Raw genomic sequence first — 12471 nt, forward strand, 5'->3', positions numbered from 1 at the left:
CCAGGCGACGAAAGCTTATTTTTCCCGCTCTATTGTGTAGTTGATGAGTTGCTCCAGCGACACGCGCGAGGGCGAATCGGGGAAGGTGCGCAAAATGGTGAGCGCCTCGTCGCGGTAGCGCTCCATCACCTGCACCGCGTATTCGAGGCCGCCGGTTTTCTTCACAAACTCAATCACGGCCTGCACCCGGTCTTTGCGGCCATCATTGTTTTTAACATTGAAAATGACGCGGCGCTTGGTCAGCCAATCGGCTTGCTGCAAGGAGTAGATGAGCGGCAGCGTCATCTTTTTCTCCTTGATATCGATGCCCACGGGCTTGCCGATTTCGTCGGTACCGAAGTCGAAAAGGTCGTCCTTGATCTGGAAAGCCATGCCTACTTTTTCGCCGAAAAGCCGGGCCCGCTCAATCGTTTCTTTATCCGCCCCGGCCGAGGCGGCTCCCACGGCGCAGCAGGAAGCAATAAGCGAGGCCGTTTTCTGGCGAATGATGTCGAAGTACACGTCCTCCGTAATGTCGAGGCGGCGGGCTTTCTCAATCTGTAGCAGCTCGCCTTCGCTCAGCTCCCGCACGGCATTGTTCACGATTTTCAACAAGTCGAAATCGTCGTGCTCAAGCGCTAGCTGCAAGCCGCGCGAAAGCAGATAATCGCCCACGAGCACTGCAATCTTGTTTTTCCAGAGCGCATTAATCGAAAAGAAGCCGCGGCGATAGTTGCTTTCGTCCACCACATCGTCGTGCACAAGCGTAGCCGTGTGCAGCAGCTCAATGAGCGCCGCGCCGCGAAACGTAGCTTCGGGCAGCGGATCGCCGCCGCTGATTTTGGCCGTGAAAAACACGAACATCGGGCGCAGCTGCTTGCCTTTGCGCTTGATGATGTAGCCCATTATCTTGTCGAGCAGCAGCACCTTGGTCTGCATCGAAGCCCGGAATTTGCGTTCAAATTCCTCCATTTCGGCCGCTATCGGGGCCTGTATCACGTCGAGCGTTCCTTTCATGCGGGGCATTGGGCGCTGCAATGATACGCGGCGGCCGCTCAGATTCCTAACCGGCGGCCCCGGCCCCGATCCTGCGCTTTGTTCATTTCAGCTCTGTGGGGGGCAAATTTCGTAGCTTACTTTTGCTTCTCTACTTAATCGGTACAAAAATGCCCCCCAGCCTCTCTCCTACCGCCGTTGAGTTCTTACTGACCTGCTCACGCCACTCCCGGCCCTTTGCCGCCGACGCCCGCTTTCTGCCCGATGGCCAGCCCAAACCTGTAGTTGTGTTTGTGCATGGTTTCAAGGGCTTTAAAGATTGGGGCCACTTCAATGTGCTGGCCGATTACTTTGCCCGTCGGGGCTTTGTGTTTGTGAAGCTCAACCTCTCGCACAACGGCATTGTGCCCGGCGGCACCGGCGACCTAGAAGACATGGAAGCTTTCGGCAACAACAATTTCAGCCTGGAGCTGGACGACCTAGGCGCCGTGCTCGACAGCCTCTACTGGCCCGGCGAAGCGCCTATTCCGGCCGCCGAGATGGATTTGAGCCGCCTGTTTCTGGTGGGCCATAGCCGGGGCGGCGGGCTGGCCATGCTGAAGGCGACTGAAGACGCGCGCGTGCGGGCCGTGGCCGCCTGGGCGCCTATCAGCGACATAGACCAGCGCTGGTCGGAGGAAGTAATGAAGCGGTGGCAGGCCGAGGGCGTGCAGTACATTGATAATACGCGCACCGGCCAGCGCATGCCGCTCTATTACCAACTCGTCGAAGACTTTCAGGCGAATAAAGAGCGCCTCGATATACCAACGAATGTGCGCGAAAAGCTGCGTCAGCCCCTGCTTATTCTGCACGGCGACGAAGACGAAACCCTACCTGTAACCATGGCCCACGACCTGAAAAGCTGGAAGCCTGATGCTGAGCTGGTTATTCTGCCCGGTGCCGGCCATATGTTTGGGGGCAAGCACCCCTGGGACGAGGACCAGCTCCCGAGGCTGGCGCAGGAAGTAGCTGATCGCACCATCGCCTTCTTCCAAGGCATCAAATAGCTTGGCCGCCAGCTTGACCACCCACACGGCCTACCTGCTGCTCGGCAGCAACCTCGGCGACCGAGTTGCCACGCTACGCACCGCTGTGCAGCAGCTAAGCGAGCTGGCCGGCGTGGTTTCTAGCACATCGTCACTTTACGAAACCGCTGCCTGGGGCTTAGAGCAGCAGCCCGCCTTCCTGAACCAAGCGGTGCGGCTTCGCACAAATTTGCCCCCCGAAGCACTGCTGGATGTCTGCCTGCATGTGGAGCAACTGGCCGGCCGCGAGCGGCGCGTGCGCTGGGATGCGCGCACGTTGGATGTTGACGTTCTGCTATATGACGCGCTGGTGCTGGATTCGCCCCGGCTTGTAGTACCGCATCCGGCCCTGCCCCAGCGGCGCTTTGCTTTGGTGCCCTTAGCTGAAATCGCGACTGATGCAGTGCATCCAGTGTCGGGCCAAACGATTGCTGAGCTGCTGGTAGCTTGCCCCGATAAGCTGGAAGTGAAGCAGTGGACTGATGCTTAGCTCGGCGGCTTTCTATCTTTAAAAAGCGAGGGCAGAAACGTGTATTCACATTTCTGCCCTCGCTTTTGTATCATGAGTTTAAATCGGTTAAACCGCCGAGCTAGCCGCCGCTTGGGGGGCAATTTTCTTCACTAATCCCTGCAACACTTTGCCCGGGCCGCACTCTACGAACTCTGTAGCGCCGTCTTGCGCCATCTGCTGAATAAGCTGGGTCCAGCGAACGGGGGCCGTGAGCTGACGCACGAGGTTTTCGCGGATTTCATTGGGGTCAGTGTGCGGGGCGGCATCTACGTTTTGATACACGGGGCAAATACCAGCCGCAAAGGGCGTCGCTTCGATGGCACGGGCTAGCGCAGCTTCCGCCGATTGCATAAGCGGAGAGTGAAAAGCCCCCCCCACACTCAGAGGCAGCGCACGCTTGGCACCGGCCGCTTTCAGCTGCTCGCAGGCAATGGCAATGCCCTGCTGCGTACCCGAAACAACCAGCTGACCGGGGCAGTTGAAGTTGGCCGCCACCACGATATCGCCGCCTTGGCTGATTTCCTGACAGATGCGCACTACTACCTCATCCTCCAAGCCCAAAATCGCGGCCATCGTGCCGGGCTGCTCCTCGCAGGCGGCTTGCATGGCCTGCGCCCGCTGGGCCACCAGTTGCAGCGCATCTTCAAACTTGAGCACCTTCGCCGCCACCAGCGCCGAAAACTCGCCCAACGAATGACCGGCCACCATACTGGGAACCAGCTCGGGTAGGCTGGCGGCCAGCGCTACGGAGTGCAGAAAAATGGCCGGCTGCGTCACGTTGGTTTGGCGCAGATCTTCGTCGGAGCCGGTGAACATAATATCCGTGAGGCGGAAGCCGAGAATGTCGTTGGCCTGATCGAACAGTTGGCGCACGGCTGACTGCTGCTCATAAAGGTCGCGGCCCATACCGCTAAACTGACTGCCCTGACCGGGAAAAATTACTGCTTTCATAAAGCGTGGATTGAAGCGCGATTTAGGATAGGTTGGGTTTAATGAGCGGTCTGGAAACCAACTCAACGGTCGCGCAAGCTGCACAAATTGAGCGGTAAGCCCAAAAAAGCCCCCCAGCATCTATTCTTATAGCCTACCATAAAAAACAGGGCGAACCCGTGGGTTCGCCCTGTTCATGATAATCTTACTGAAGCAGAAATCAGCGCGTGATTTCCACCCATCCTTTATAGGTACGCTTCGTGCTGTTGAAATCAGCAAATTCAACCTCGGCAATGTAATAATACACGCCTTCGGTCACCTTCACGCCACCTTTGCCTTCGGTCGCGTTGCTGGTGCCCTCCCACTCAATGAGCGGCTTTTGGTCGCTTTCGTACACTTTCACGCCCCAGCGGTTAAAGGCCTGGAAACGCGTGCGCCGTATCGGGCTGGCCACTTTGGGCCGGAACGTGTCGTTGCGCTGGTCGGCGTTGGGAGTGAAGATGTTGGGCAGCACAAAGAACAGACAGTTGTCTTTACACTCAATGTTGCTCAGCGCGCTCCGGTTGCCTACCGCATCTACAGCCTGAATGGCGTAGCAGCCCGCAAACGTGGCCTTACCAGGCCGGTTTGGTTTATCCCGGTCCAGCCGGTCCACATAGCTTTGCTGCGTCACGGAGTCGATGACAACTAAAGATCCCTCAGGCGTTTCCCGATACAGAATCCGGTAGTAGGCAATCTCGCGGCTGCAATCGGCGGGCGTGTTGCCCAGCGTCCAGCGCAGCTTGTTGCTATACACCTGGTTGGGTGCCGGGAAGTTAGGCAGCGCGGCCAGGCTGTCGCAGTTGGTTTGCACCAGCGTAAGCACCGGCGGACACGGCACGGCATTCAGCGCGATGCACTTCTCCTGGCTCTTGTTCAACAATGGATCGGGTATATCCGGATTGCTGTACGTGCCGTTTGTCTCCACATAATAACAGTACACCTGTCCTTTGCGCAAGGGCTGAGCCGTAGTGCCCTGATCGACAAATGTGCCCCCGTGGCGGTACCCGTCGCGGTTCCTACCTGCACAAACTGGCTGCCCGGGGCTGAATCGCGCCGATAAATAGTTGTGGGCCGGAGCGCATTATTCCACGGCACGGCATACGTCCAGTTCAGCGTGATACGGTTAAGGCTTGGGTTTGAAACGTCAGCTGTGCCCTCCAGCCGTACGCTCGATGCAGTAGAGGTTTCCGTGAGTACGGCGGAGCCGGGTCCGGCTACTGCATTGCTGAAAAACTCCAGACGGTATGTGAAAGTGTTTGCCAGCGTGTTTATACCAGTATCCACAAACGATAGCTCGTCCAGATTATTCGTGGTGAAAACCAAAGTAGGCGCTGCTGTACCTACCGAACGCAGCAGACGATAGCCTACCGGCGGAATGAAGCCGCTTTGGCTGAAAGGCTTGGTCCAGCGCACTGTAATAGCGCCGTTGGTGGCATCCGTACGATCCACGGTTACATTGGTCAACACTGCGCTCCGACCTTGCAGATTCAGGCACACTTCCGCGGAGGCAATGCTGGCGCCGCCTTTCGGCCGCGGAAACTCTGCATAGATGCGGTAGCAATAGTTTTTGCCCCGCTCAAGTCCTAAACCGCCCCGGTCATCACGGAAAATATCCGTGCCGACCGGCACAGACCCTACCTGCACGAAGCCCGAGCTAGCCGGAATACCTGTTTCGCAAGGGCCAGGAGTAAAGTTAGACGGGCCCTCTTTCCGATAGATCAGAATGCGGCTGGCATTGCTACAGGTATACCGGTCCCAGGTCAGAATAGCGCTGCTGCCTTCCCCGCGGACACCGAGGTTTTGCGGGGTGGCCCTACTACCGTGATACGCCACGCCTTTTCATCAATCAACACGGTGCCGGATGGCGGCTGGTCGTCGGCCTTGAAAACGACGGTATACGGATCGGAAGCAACATCCGTACACTGGGGCGTCCAGCGGAAAGTACCGCTGGCCTGCGGTGGTCCGGTTGAACTCTGCACGAAGGTGGCGGGCGGGAAAATGCCCCCGAAAGCTGATAAGGTTACCTTGTCATTATTCGGGTCAGTGGCCGTAACCGTTTGGGTGATGGGCGTACCGGCTATCACGCAAAGGTCGGGCGGAATGGTAATGGTAGGCCGCAAGTTGTTGGTGGGCTCTACCAGAATCTGCATGTCGCGGATTACCTCCCCTATCAGGCGGGCGGGCCCGGTGCCACTTCGGCGGTACTCCAAGACCGCGAAAGCAAAATTATAGATACCTACTACGTTCGGGGCATTCCACACAATTTGCCCCGTTTGCCGGTCCTGGGTAAAGATTGACGGGCCTCCTCCCGGTGAATTCAGGTAGGGCACCTGCACCCCGCGTGGGTCTGTTAGGTTAGGGAATCTGTAATTAGTAGTAACAACTGGCTGGGGCCGGCAATTATCGATGTTTATTGATCCCTCTACCCCATTGGCCACTTGCTGGCTGGGACGCAGCTCAAATACCAAGGAGTCACCGTCGGCATCGAAAGCGGCGGGGTTGTGCAGCCATACCTGATTGGTGGCGGCCTTATCGTAAGCCGGCGCGTTCAGTACCGGCGACCTGTTTATATTAAGCTCAGGGGCAATCGTGACCCGGGTAGAGATATAAAAGGTTTGGGTATTGGAGTCCGACATATTTCGTACTCCACCATTGCGTAATTCCCCAATGTAACTGACCAAGTAGCTACCAGGAGCATTATAAGTATGCTCAAAGTAATAAACATTAATTTGGGTGCCCGGAATTACCTGACGCAGTGTGGTGCGAGGTATTTCACGAACCCCAGTACAGGTACCATCCCCAAAGAATATCGCGACTTTGTCTTCATCGACCTTAGAGGTTTCATTGTCGGTGAAGAGTACCATCTTGAAGAAAATGCGCCGCGGGTTGCGGGCGCTGACAGGCAGCGTGGTATCTGACTTAGCCTGTATATCGCCGGCCCGGATGTGGGAGGCTTCAGCAGTGGGCGTTACTCCCAAAGAGGCTAGTATGATTAGTACCAACCCCACCAATAACCAACTAACGCGTCGAGGTAGCGGAAGCTTCATATTAAAGGGCGATTAAAGACAATTTTTAGAAGAGCAGAAGGTCAGCAAAAATGCGCTGTTTACCTAACAAACAACGCGCGCATGGTGTTACATATTCGCTATGAAGCTCTAACGGCCCCGCTATTAGATTGATTCACGTCTTTTCTAAACGTCGGATGTCGATTGTTTCGTACTTGGTCGGCCCTTACCTTTGACCATATACAACCGACCTTTCCAAAATCACCAATAACTCCTATGAGTTGGATTACGAAGACGTTTACTAGCAGTATTGGCCGCAAGGTAATTGTGGCCATCACGGGCCTTTTCCTTTGCACTTTCCTTGTTGTGCATTTGGTAGGCAACCTCCAGTTATTTAAGGATGATGGTGGAGCGGCCTTCAATATTTACTCCCATTTTATGGGTACCAACCCGGTAATCCGGACGCTGGAGTGGGTATTGGTGCTGGGCTTTGGTTTTCATATTTATGAGTCGTATACCCTGGCCGCGCGCAACCGTGCCGCACGCAAAGTAGGCTACGTAGATAGCCGCCCTTCGGAAAACAGCCCCTGGTACTCGCGCAGCATGGCGCTGCTCGGCACCCTGATCCTGATTTTCCTGATCGTACACATGTACAACTTCTTCTATCGGGCCCGCTTCGGTGACCTCGATCCAGACATCAACAACAATGACGACCTGTATACTTTGGTTGTCACCTCTTTCAAACAGTGGTGGTATGTGTTGCTCTATGTGGGCGCCCAGATAGCCTTGTGCTATCACCTCATTCATGGCTTCCGTAGCGGCTTCCAGACCTTAGGCCTGAACCACCGCAAGTATACACCTATCATTCGCGTCATCGGCTACATTTTCGCCATCGTCGTGTGTGCTGGCTTTGCCTCGATGCCGCTGTACTTCTACTTTTTTAAATAGTCCTAACCTCGTATTACGATGAATCTGGATTCCAAAATTCCTGAGGGGCCTCTCGCCGAAAAGTGGGAGAAGCACAAGTTCAATGTGAAGCTTGTGAATCCCGCTAACAAGCGGAAGTACGACGTAATTATTGTAGGTACGGGCTTGGCAGGCGCTTCTGCGGCTGCATCGCTGGCAGAACTGGGCTATAACGTAAAAGCTTTCACCTACCACGATTCGCCTCGTCGCGCCCACTCTATTGCGGCGCAGGGCGGCATTAATGCTGCGAAGAACTACCAGAACGACGGCGACTCAGTATTCCGCCTGTTCTACGATACTATTAAAGGTGGTGACTACCGTTCCCGCGAAGCAAACGTGTATCGTTTGGCTCAGGTATCGGTGAATATTATTGACCAATGCGTTGCGCAAGGTGTTCCATTCGCCCGCGAATACGGTGGGTTGCTGGCTAACCGGTCCTTCGGTGGTGCGCAGGTAAGCCGAACCTTCTATGCGCGGGGGCAAACTGGTCAGCAGCTACTGCTGGGTGCCTATTCTGCTTTGAGCCGTCAGATTGCTTACGGCAAAGTGAAGATGTACACCCGCTCCGAAATGCTGGAGTTGGTAGTAGTAGATGGCAAAGCCCGTGGTATTGTAACGCGCAACCTGATTACCGGTGAGATTGAAACGCACGCGGCTCATGCTGTAGTGCTGGCTACGGGTGGTTACGGTAACGTATTCTATCTGAGCACAAACGCTAAGTACTGCAATGTAACGGCGCCCTGGCGTGCGCACAAGAAAGGCGCTTACTTCGCTAATCCCTGCTTCACGCAGATTCACCCCACCTGTATTCCTGTATCCGGTGACTATCAGTCGAAGCTGACGCTGATGTCGGAGTCGCTGCGTAACGACGGCCGTGTATGGGTGCCCAAGACCAAGGAAATGGCTGAACGCCTCCGTGGGGGGCAAATTCGGGTGGCAGATATTCCCGAAGAAGAGCGCGACTACTTCTTGGAGCGCAAGTATCCTTCTTTCGGTAACCTGGTTCCTCGTGACGTGGCCTCGCGCAACGCCAAGCAGGCTTGCGACGAAGGTCGCGGTGTGGGCTCTACGGGTTTGGCTGTTTACCTCGACTTTGCTGACGCTATTAAGCGTGAAGGTGTAGATAAGGTGAGTCAGAAGTACGGCAACCTGTTTGCCATGTACGAGAAAATCACCGCCGAGAATCCTTATGAGCTGCCGATGCGCATCTACCCAGCGGTGCATTACACCATGGGTGGCCTGTGGGTAGATTACAACCTGATGACTTCCATCCCAGGCTTGTACGCTACCGGCGAGTGCAACTTCTCCGACCACGGTGCTAACCGCCTGGGTGCTTCGGCTCTTATGCAAGGCTTGGCAGATGGCTACTTTGTAATCCCCTATACTATCGGTGATTACCTAGCACAAATGCCCCCCACGCCCGTTACCACGCAGCACGCAGCCTTCAAAGAGGCTGAGGAGGCAGTACACGCTCGTACCCAGAAGCTGCTCAGCATCAAGGGCACCCGTACGCCGAACGAGTTTCATAAAGCGCTTGGTCACATTATGTGGGACCACTGTGGTATGAGCCGCAATGCTGAGGGCTTGCAGTTTGCTAAACAGGAGATTCAGAAGCTGCGCCGCGAGTTCTGGTCTGACCTAAAGCTAACGGGCACCAATGAAGAGTTGAACCAAATGCTGGAAATTGCTGGTCGTGTGGCCGACTTCTTGGAGCTCGGTGAGCTTATGGTAGACGATGCATTGAACCGCGAAGAAAGTTGTGGTGGTCACTTCCGCGAGGAGTACCAAACGCCCGAAAACGAAGCTCTGCGCGACGACGAAAACTTCGCTTACGTAGCTGCTTGGGAATGGACGGGTGATAATCAGCCCGAAACCCTTCACAAGGAAGAGCTACAATTCGAAAACGTAAAACTCACGCAGCGTAGCTACAAGTAAGCCCGGAAGTGGGAAGCAAGAAGAAAGAAGTGAGACATTGGTCAGATACTTTTCATCTTGGTTTTCCATCTCACTTCTCTCCTTTCAACTCTCAGTTTCTTATATAAAATGGCCGGTAATAACCCTAATGCAAAACCGATGAACCTTACGCTTAAGGTGTGGCGGCAGCGCAACCGTAATAGCGAGGGCAAAATAGTAGAGTATCAAGTGAAGGATATTTCGCCCGAAATGTCTTTCCTGGAAATGCTGGATGTGCTCAATGAGGACTTATTGCTCAAAGGCGACGAGCCCGTAGCATTCGACCACGACTGCCGCGAAGGCATTTGTGGCTCCTGCGACCTGTTTATCAATGGTCGTGCGCACGGCCCGGAGAAGGGCACTACTACGTGTCAGCTTCACATGCGCAAGTTCAGCGACGGCGACACGATTACCATTGAGCCTTGGCGCGCCAACGCCTTCCCCGTAAACCGCGACCTGAGCGTAGACCGCTCGGCCTTCGACCGGATTATTCAGGCTGGTGGTTACATCAGCGTGAACACGGGCGGCGTACCTGATGGTAACGAGATTCCGATTCCGAAGAACATTGCCGATAAGGCATTTGAGGCCGCTACCTGCATTTCGTGTGGCGCTTGCGTAGCAGCCTGCAAAAACGCGTCGGCTATGCTGTTCGTATCTGCTAAAATTTCTCAATTGGCCTTGTTGCCACAGGGGCAGGTAGAGCGTAAAACCCGTGTAGAGAACATGGTAGCGCAGATGGACAAAGAAGGTTTTGGTGCCTGCACCAACATTGGCCAGTGCGCTGCGGAGTGCCCAGTAGGCATTTCGCTCGAAAACATTGCCCTGATGAACCGCGAGTTTATTAGTGCAAAAGCTACTTCTGACAACCTAGCGTAGGGTTGTGCTGTTATAGTAAAAGAGGGCGAAACGGCTTCCGTTTCGCCCTCTTTTTTGCCCTCTACTTTCCGCTCTCACGCACATGATTACTATCATCATCGGGACAAACCGTCCGAATTCCCGGGCCCGTCGGGTGGCCGTTTTATACGCTGAACTGCTTAAAAACCAAGGCGCCGACTGCCAGCTTCTGGACCTCACCGATTTGCCCTCCGACTTCATTACCTCGGCTCTGTATGCGAATACAGGTCGGCACGATGGCTTCAACGAGCTTTTCGAACTGACTAATAACGCCGACAAGTTGGTGTTCGTGGTGCCGGAATACAACGGCTCTTTCCCCGGCGTGTTGAAAGCATTTATTGATGGCTTGCCCTACCCTGGCGGTATTCGCGGCAAAAAGGCGGCCTTGATTGGAGTTTCAACCGGGGTGCAGGGCGGCATTTTAGCCTTGAGCCATCTGACGGATATCCTGATGTATCTGGGTACGGCAGTGCTGCCGGCACGCGTTCGTTTGCCGGCTATTGATAAGTATTTGAGTGCAGATGGAAAGCTAACGAATCCACTGTACCAGCAGTTGCTGGAGGAGCAAGTGACGCAGTTGCTGGCATTTTAGGCGGTAGCGTATCGGCTACAAATCACGCAGGCGCTTTCCTTGCTGGCGGGCCCACAACCCGTGTTTGGATTGCCCAATCATTTGCCCCCCATAAATACCCTGATGGCCTGAAAACAGATAACTGACCACGCAGGCCAAGCCCGCATACAGGCCGCATTCATGGCCAAATAGCTCCATAGCCATAAGCGTGCAAGCGAGTGGGGTGTTGGCTGCGCCGGCAAATACAGCCACAAAACCCATGCCCGCCAGCAACGGCATAGGTAAAGCTAAGCCAGGCGCCAATACATTGCCCAACGTGGCTCCAATAAAAAACAAGGGCGTCACTTCGCCGCCTTTAAAACTGGCACCCAAAGTGAAGGCTGTGAGCACAAGCTTGAGTAAAAAATCGTAGGGCGGCACCGGTATTTTAAGCGCTTCCTCAATGACGGGAACACCCAGGCCAATGTAGCGCGTGGTACCTAAAGCCCACACGGCCAAGGCTACCAGCGCGCCACCAACTACCGGCCGGAGCGGTGGCCAGGCAATAAACTTTTTAAAAAAGCCCCCCACCAGGTGCGTAAGGCCACTAAAGCTTCGGGCTGCCAGCCCAAAGACAATACCTGCACAGGCGGCGCTGAGCAGCCCGAGCGGTGACAGCGCCGGAACCGCCAGCAGCGGATAAGCGGTGTGCCCCACTCCCCAGTGACGCGTGACATAATCGGCGAAAATAGCCCCCAGAAAGCTGGGCAGAATGGCATCGTAGCGCAGCCGGCCAATCAGGAATACTTCCAGCCCAAAAACGGCGCCCGCCAACGGTGTGCCGAACACGGAGGCAAAACCTGCGCTGACGCCCGTAACCAACAGCAAGGTCCGGTCGCGGGGACGCAGACGTAGTAGGCCGCGGAGTTGGTCGGCTAACGCGCCGCCCATTTGTACAGCGGTACCTTCGCGGCCAGCCGAGCCGCCGAACAAATGCGTGAGCAGCGTACCAATGAGTACGAGCGGCACCATCCGAAATGGCAGGGTGGCCTGAGGAGAATGAATTTCGTCGAGCAGCAGATTGTTGCCGCCTTCCACGCTTCGGCCGAAATAGTAGTATAGTAATCCCACCAGAAAGCCCCCCAGCGGCAACAAGGCAATAATCCAACGGTGGGCTTCGCGCCAGTTCGTTACATAATCCAGCGCCACCAGAAAACCCGCCGAGGCCGTGCCAGCGAGTCCGCCGACGATGGCGCAAATCAGCAGCCAGCGGCCTGCAAACAGCAGTAAGGGCGTGTACTCGGCGCGGAGGGCAGTAAAGTAACGATACATGAATAGGCGATGGCCGAGCGGGAAGTCGGGCGAAGATACATATCCAGCAATAAGCGCCTGCGTGTTCGCATTAGCAGGCCCGGCGCTTACCGCTGAGGGGCTTTTTCTATGCTTCTGACGCTTATTTTATAAAATTTATCTCGTCCGTAAACACTACAAGCAACTCAACGCTTGAATACTTGTCTGTAGGGCAAATCTGATAATTACCGATAGCGGCTGGGGGCTTTTTCTTCGCTAATCGCCTCTCTT

12 protein-coding genes are annotated in these 12471 nt (G+C 55.3%); 6 read left to right on the forward strand and 6 right to left on the reverse strand.

Annotated features, from left to right (window positions below; genetic code table 11):
• Window positions 1–15: 15 nt before the first annotated feature.
• Window positions 16–996, reverse strand: a complete 981-nt coding sequence (locus tag H9L05_RS01120; protein ID WP_187310992.1) for a polyprenyl synthetase family protein — start codon at window positions 994–996, stop codon at window positions 16–18.
• Between the two features lie 149 nt (window positions 997–1145).
• Between H9L05_RS01120 and H9L05_RS01125 the strand changes: the two genes are divergently transcribed.
• Complete coding sequence (locus tag H9L05_RS01125) at window positions 1146–2021, forward strand: alpha/beta hydrolase family protein (protein ID WP_187732681.1); 876 nt, start codon at window positions 1146–1148, stop codon at window positions 2019–2021.
• A 1-nt stretch (window position 2022) separates the two neighbouring features.
• Complete coding sequence (gene folK / locus H9L05_RS01130) at window positions 2023–2529, forward strand: 2-amino-4-hydroxy-6-hydroxymethyldihydropteridine diphosphokinase (protein ID WP_223284660.1); 507 nt, start codon at window positions 2023–2025, stop codon at window positions 2527–2529.
• Window positions 2530–2616: 87 nt separating this feature from the next.
• Here the strand turns inward: folK and fabD are convergent, their stop codons facing one another.
• The 4 genes from fabD to H9L05_RS01150 form a co-directional block, all read right to left on the reverse strand.
• Window positions 2617–3501, reverse strand: coding sequence for an ACP S-malonyltransferase (gene fabD, locus H9L05_RS01135; protein ID WP_187732682.1), 885 nt, complete (start codon window positions 3499–3501; stop codon window positions 2617–2619).
• Window positions 3502–3700: 199 nt separating this feature from the next.
• A complete protein-coding gene (locus H9L05_RS01140; RefSeq protein WP_187732683.1) occupies window positions 3701–4447 on the reverse strand; it encodes a gliding motility-associated C-terminal domain-containing protein in 747 nt (248 codons plus the stop codon).
• The gene (locus tag H9L05_RS01145; RefSeq protein ID WP_187732684.1) at window positions 4396–5355 is read right to left on the reverse strand and encodes a fibronectin type III domain-containing protein; all 960 of its coding nucleotides are present in this window, start codon (window positions 5353–5355) and stop codon (window positions 4396–4398) included. The genes H9L05_RS01140 and H9L05_RS01145 overlap by 52 nt, the downstream gene beginning before the upstream one ends.
• Window positions 5283–6500 (reverse strand): hypothetical protein, encoded by a 1218-nt coding sequence (locus H9L05_RS01150; protein WP_187732685.1) that lies wholly within the window; start codon window positions 6498–6500, stop codon window positions 5283–5285. The genes H9L05_RS01145 and H9L05_RS01150 overlap by 73 nt, the downstream gene beginning before the upstream one ends.
• 303 nt (window positions 6501–6803) lie before the next feature.
• On the opposite strand from H9L05_RS01150, the gene H9L05_RS01155 reads away from it, so the two are divergent.
• The 4 genes from H9L05_RS01155 to H9L05_RS01170 all read left to right on the forward strand — a co-directional run bounded on the left by H9L05_RS01155 (window position 6804) and on the right by H9L05_RS01170 (window position 10932).
• Window positions 6804–7475, forward strand: a complete 672-nt coding sequence (locus H9L05_RS01155; RefSeq protein WP_187732686.1) for a succinate dehydrogenase cytochrome b subunit — start codon at window positions 6804–6806, stop codon at window positions 7473–7475.
• A gap of 18 nt (window positions 7476–7493) precedes the next feature.
• Window positions 7494–9428, forward strand: coding sequence for a fumarate reductase/succinate dehydrogenase flavoprotein subunit (locus tag H9L05_RS01160; protein WP_187732687.1), 1935 nt, complete (start codon window positions 7494–7496; stop codon window positions 9426–9428).
• 138 nt (window positions 9429–9566) lie between these two features.
• Window positions 9567–10322: a succinate dehydrogenase/fumarate reductase iron-sulfur subunit gene (locus tag H9L05_RS01165; RefSeq protein ID WP_187732688.1), complete on the forward strand. Its 756-nt coding sequence runs from the start codon at window positions 9567–9569 to the stop codon at window positions 10320–10322.
• 82 nt (window positions 10323–10404) lie between these two features.
• Window positions 10405–10932: an NADPH-dependent FMN reductase gene (locus tag H9L05_RS01170; protein ID WP_187732689.1), complete on the forward strand. Its 528-nt coding sequence runs from the start codon at window positions 10405–10407 to the stop codon at window positions 10930–10932.
• A gap of 15 nt (window positions 10933–10947) precedes the next feature.
• Here H9L05_RS01170 and H9L05_RS01175 read toward each other — a convergent pair whose 3' ends face one another.
• A complete protein-coding gene (locus H9L05_RS01175; RefSeq protein WP_187732690.1) occupies window positions 10948–12222 on the reverse strand; it encodes a voltage-gated chloride channel family protein in 1275 nt (424 codons plus the stop codon).
• Window positions 12223–12471: the final 249 nt, after the last annotated feature.

Origin of the sequence: Hymenobacter qilianensis, assembly GCF_014489555.1 — a bacterium.
In the GTDB taxonomy this organism is placed as follows: Bacteria; Bacteroidota; Bacteroidia; order Cytophagales; family Hymenobacteraceae; genus Hymenobacter; species Hymenobacter qilianensis.

Excerpts from the sequence above, each read along its gene's own strand:
- H9L05_RS01120 (WP_187310992.1), bottom strand. The coding sequence starts at position 996 with ATGAAAGGAACGCTCGACGTGATACAGGCCCCGATAGCGGCCGAAATG.
- H9L05_RS01125 (WP_187732681.1), top strand. The coding sequence starts at position 1,146 with ATGCCCCCCAGCCTCTCTCCTACCGCCGTTGAGTTCTTACTGACCTGC.
- fabD (WP_187732682.1), bottom strand. The coding sequence starts at position 3,501 with ATGAAAGCAGTAATTTTTCCCGGTCAGGGCAGTCAGTTTAGCGGTATG.
- H9L05_RS01155 (WP_187732686.1), top strand. The coding sequence starts at position 6,804 with ATGAGTTGGATTACGAAGACGTTTACTAGCAGTATTGGCCGCAAGGTA.
- H9L05_RS01160 (WP_187732687.1), top strand. The coding sequence starts at position 7,494 with ATGAATCTGGATTCCAAAATTCCTGAGGGGCCTCTCGCCGAAAAGTGG.
- H9L05_RS01165 (WP_187732688.1), top strand. The coding sequence starts at position 9,567 with ATGAACCTTACGCTTAAGGTGTGGCGGCAGCGCAACCGTAATAGCGAG.
- H9L05_RS01170 (WP_187732689.1), top strand. The coding sequence starts at position 10,405 with ATGATTACTATCATCATCGGGACAAACCGTCCGAATTCCCGGGCCCGT.
- H9L05_RS01175 (WP_187732690.1), bottom strand. The coding sequence starts at position 12,222 with ATGTATCGTTACTTTACTGCCCTCCGCGCCGAGTACACGCCCTTACTG.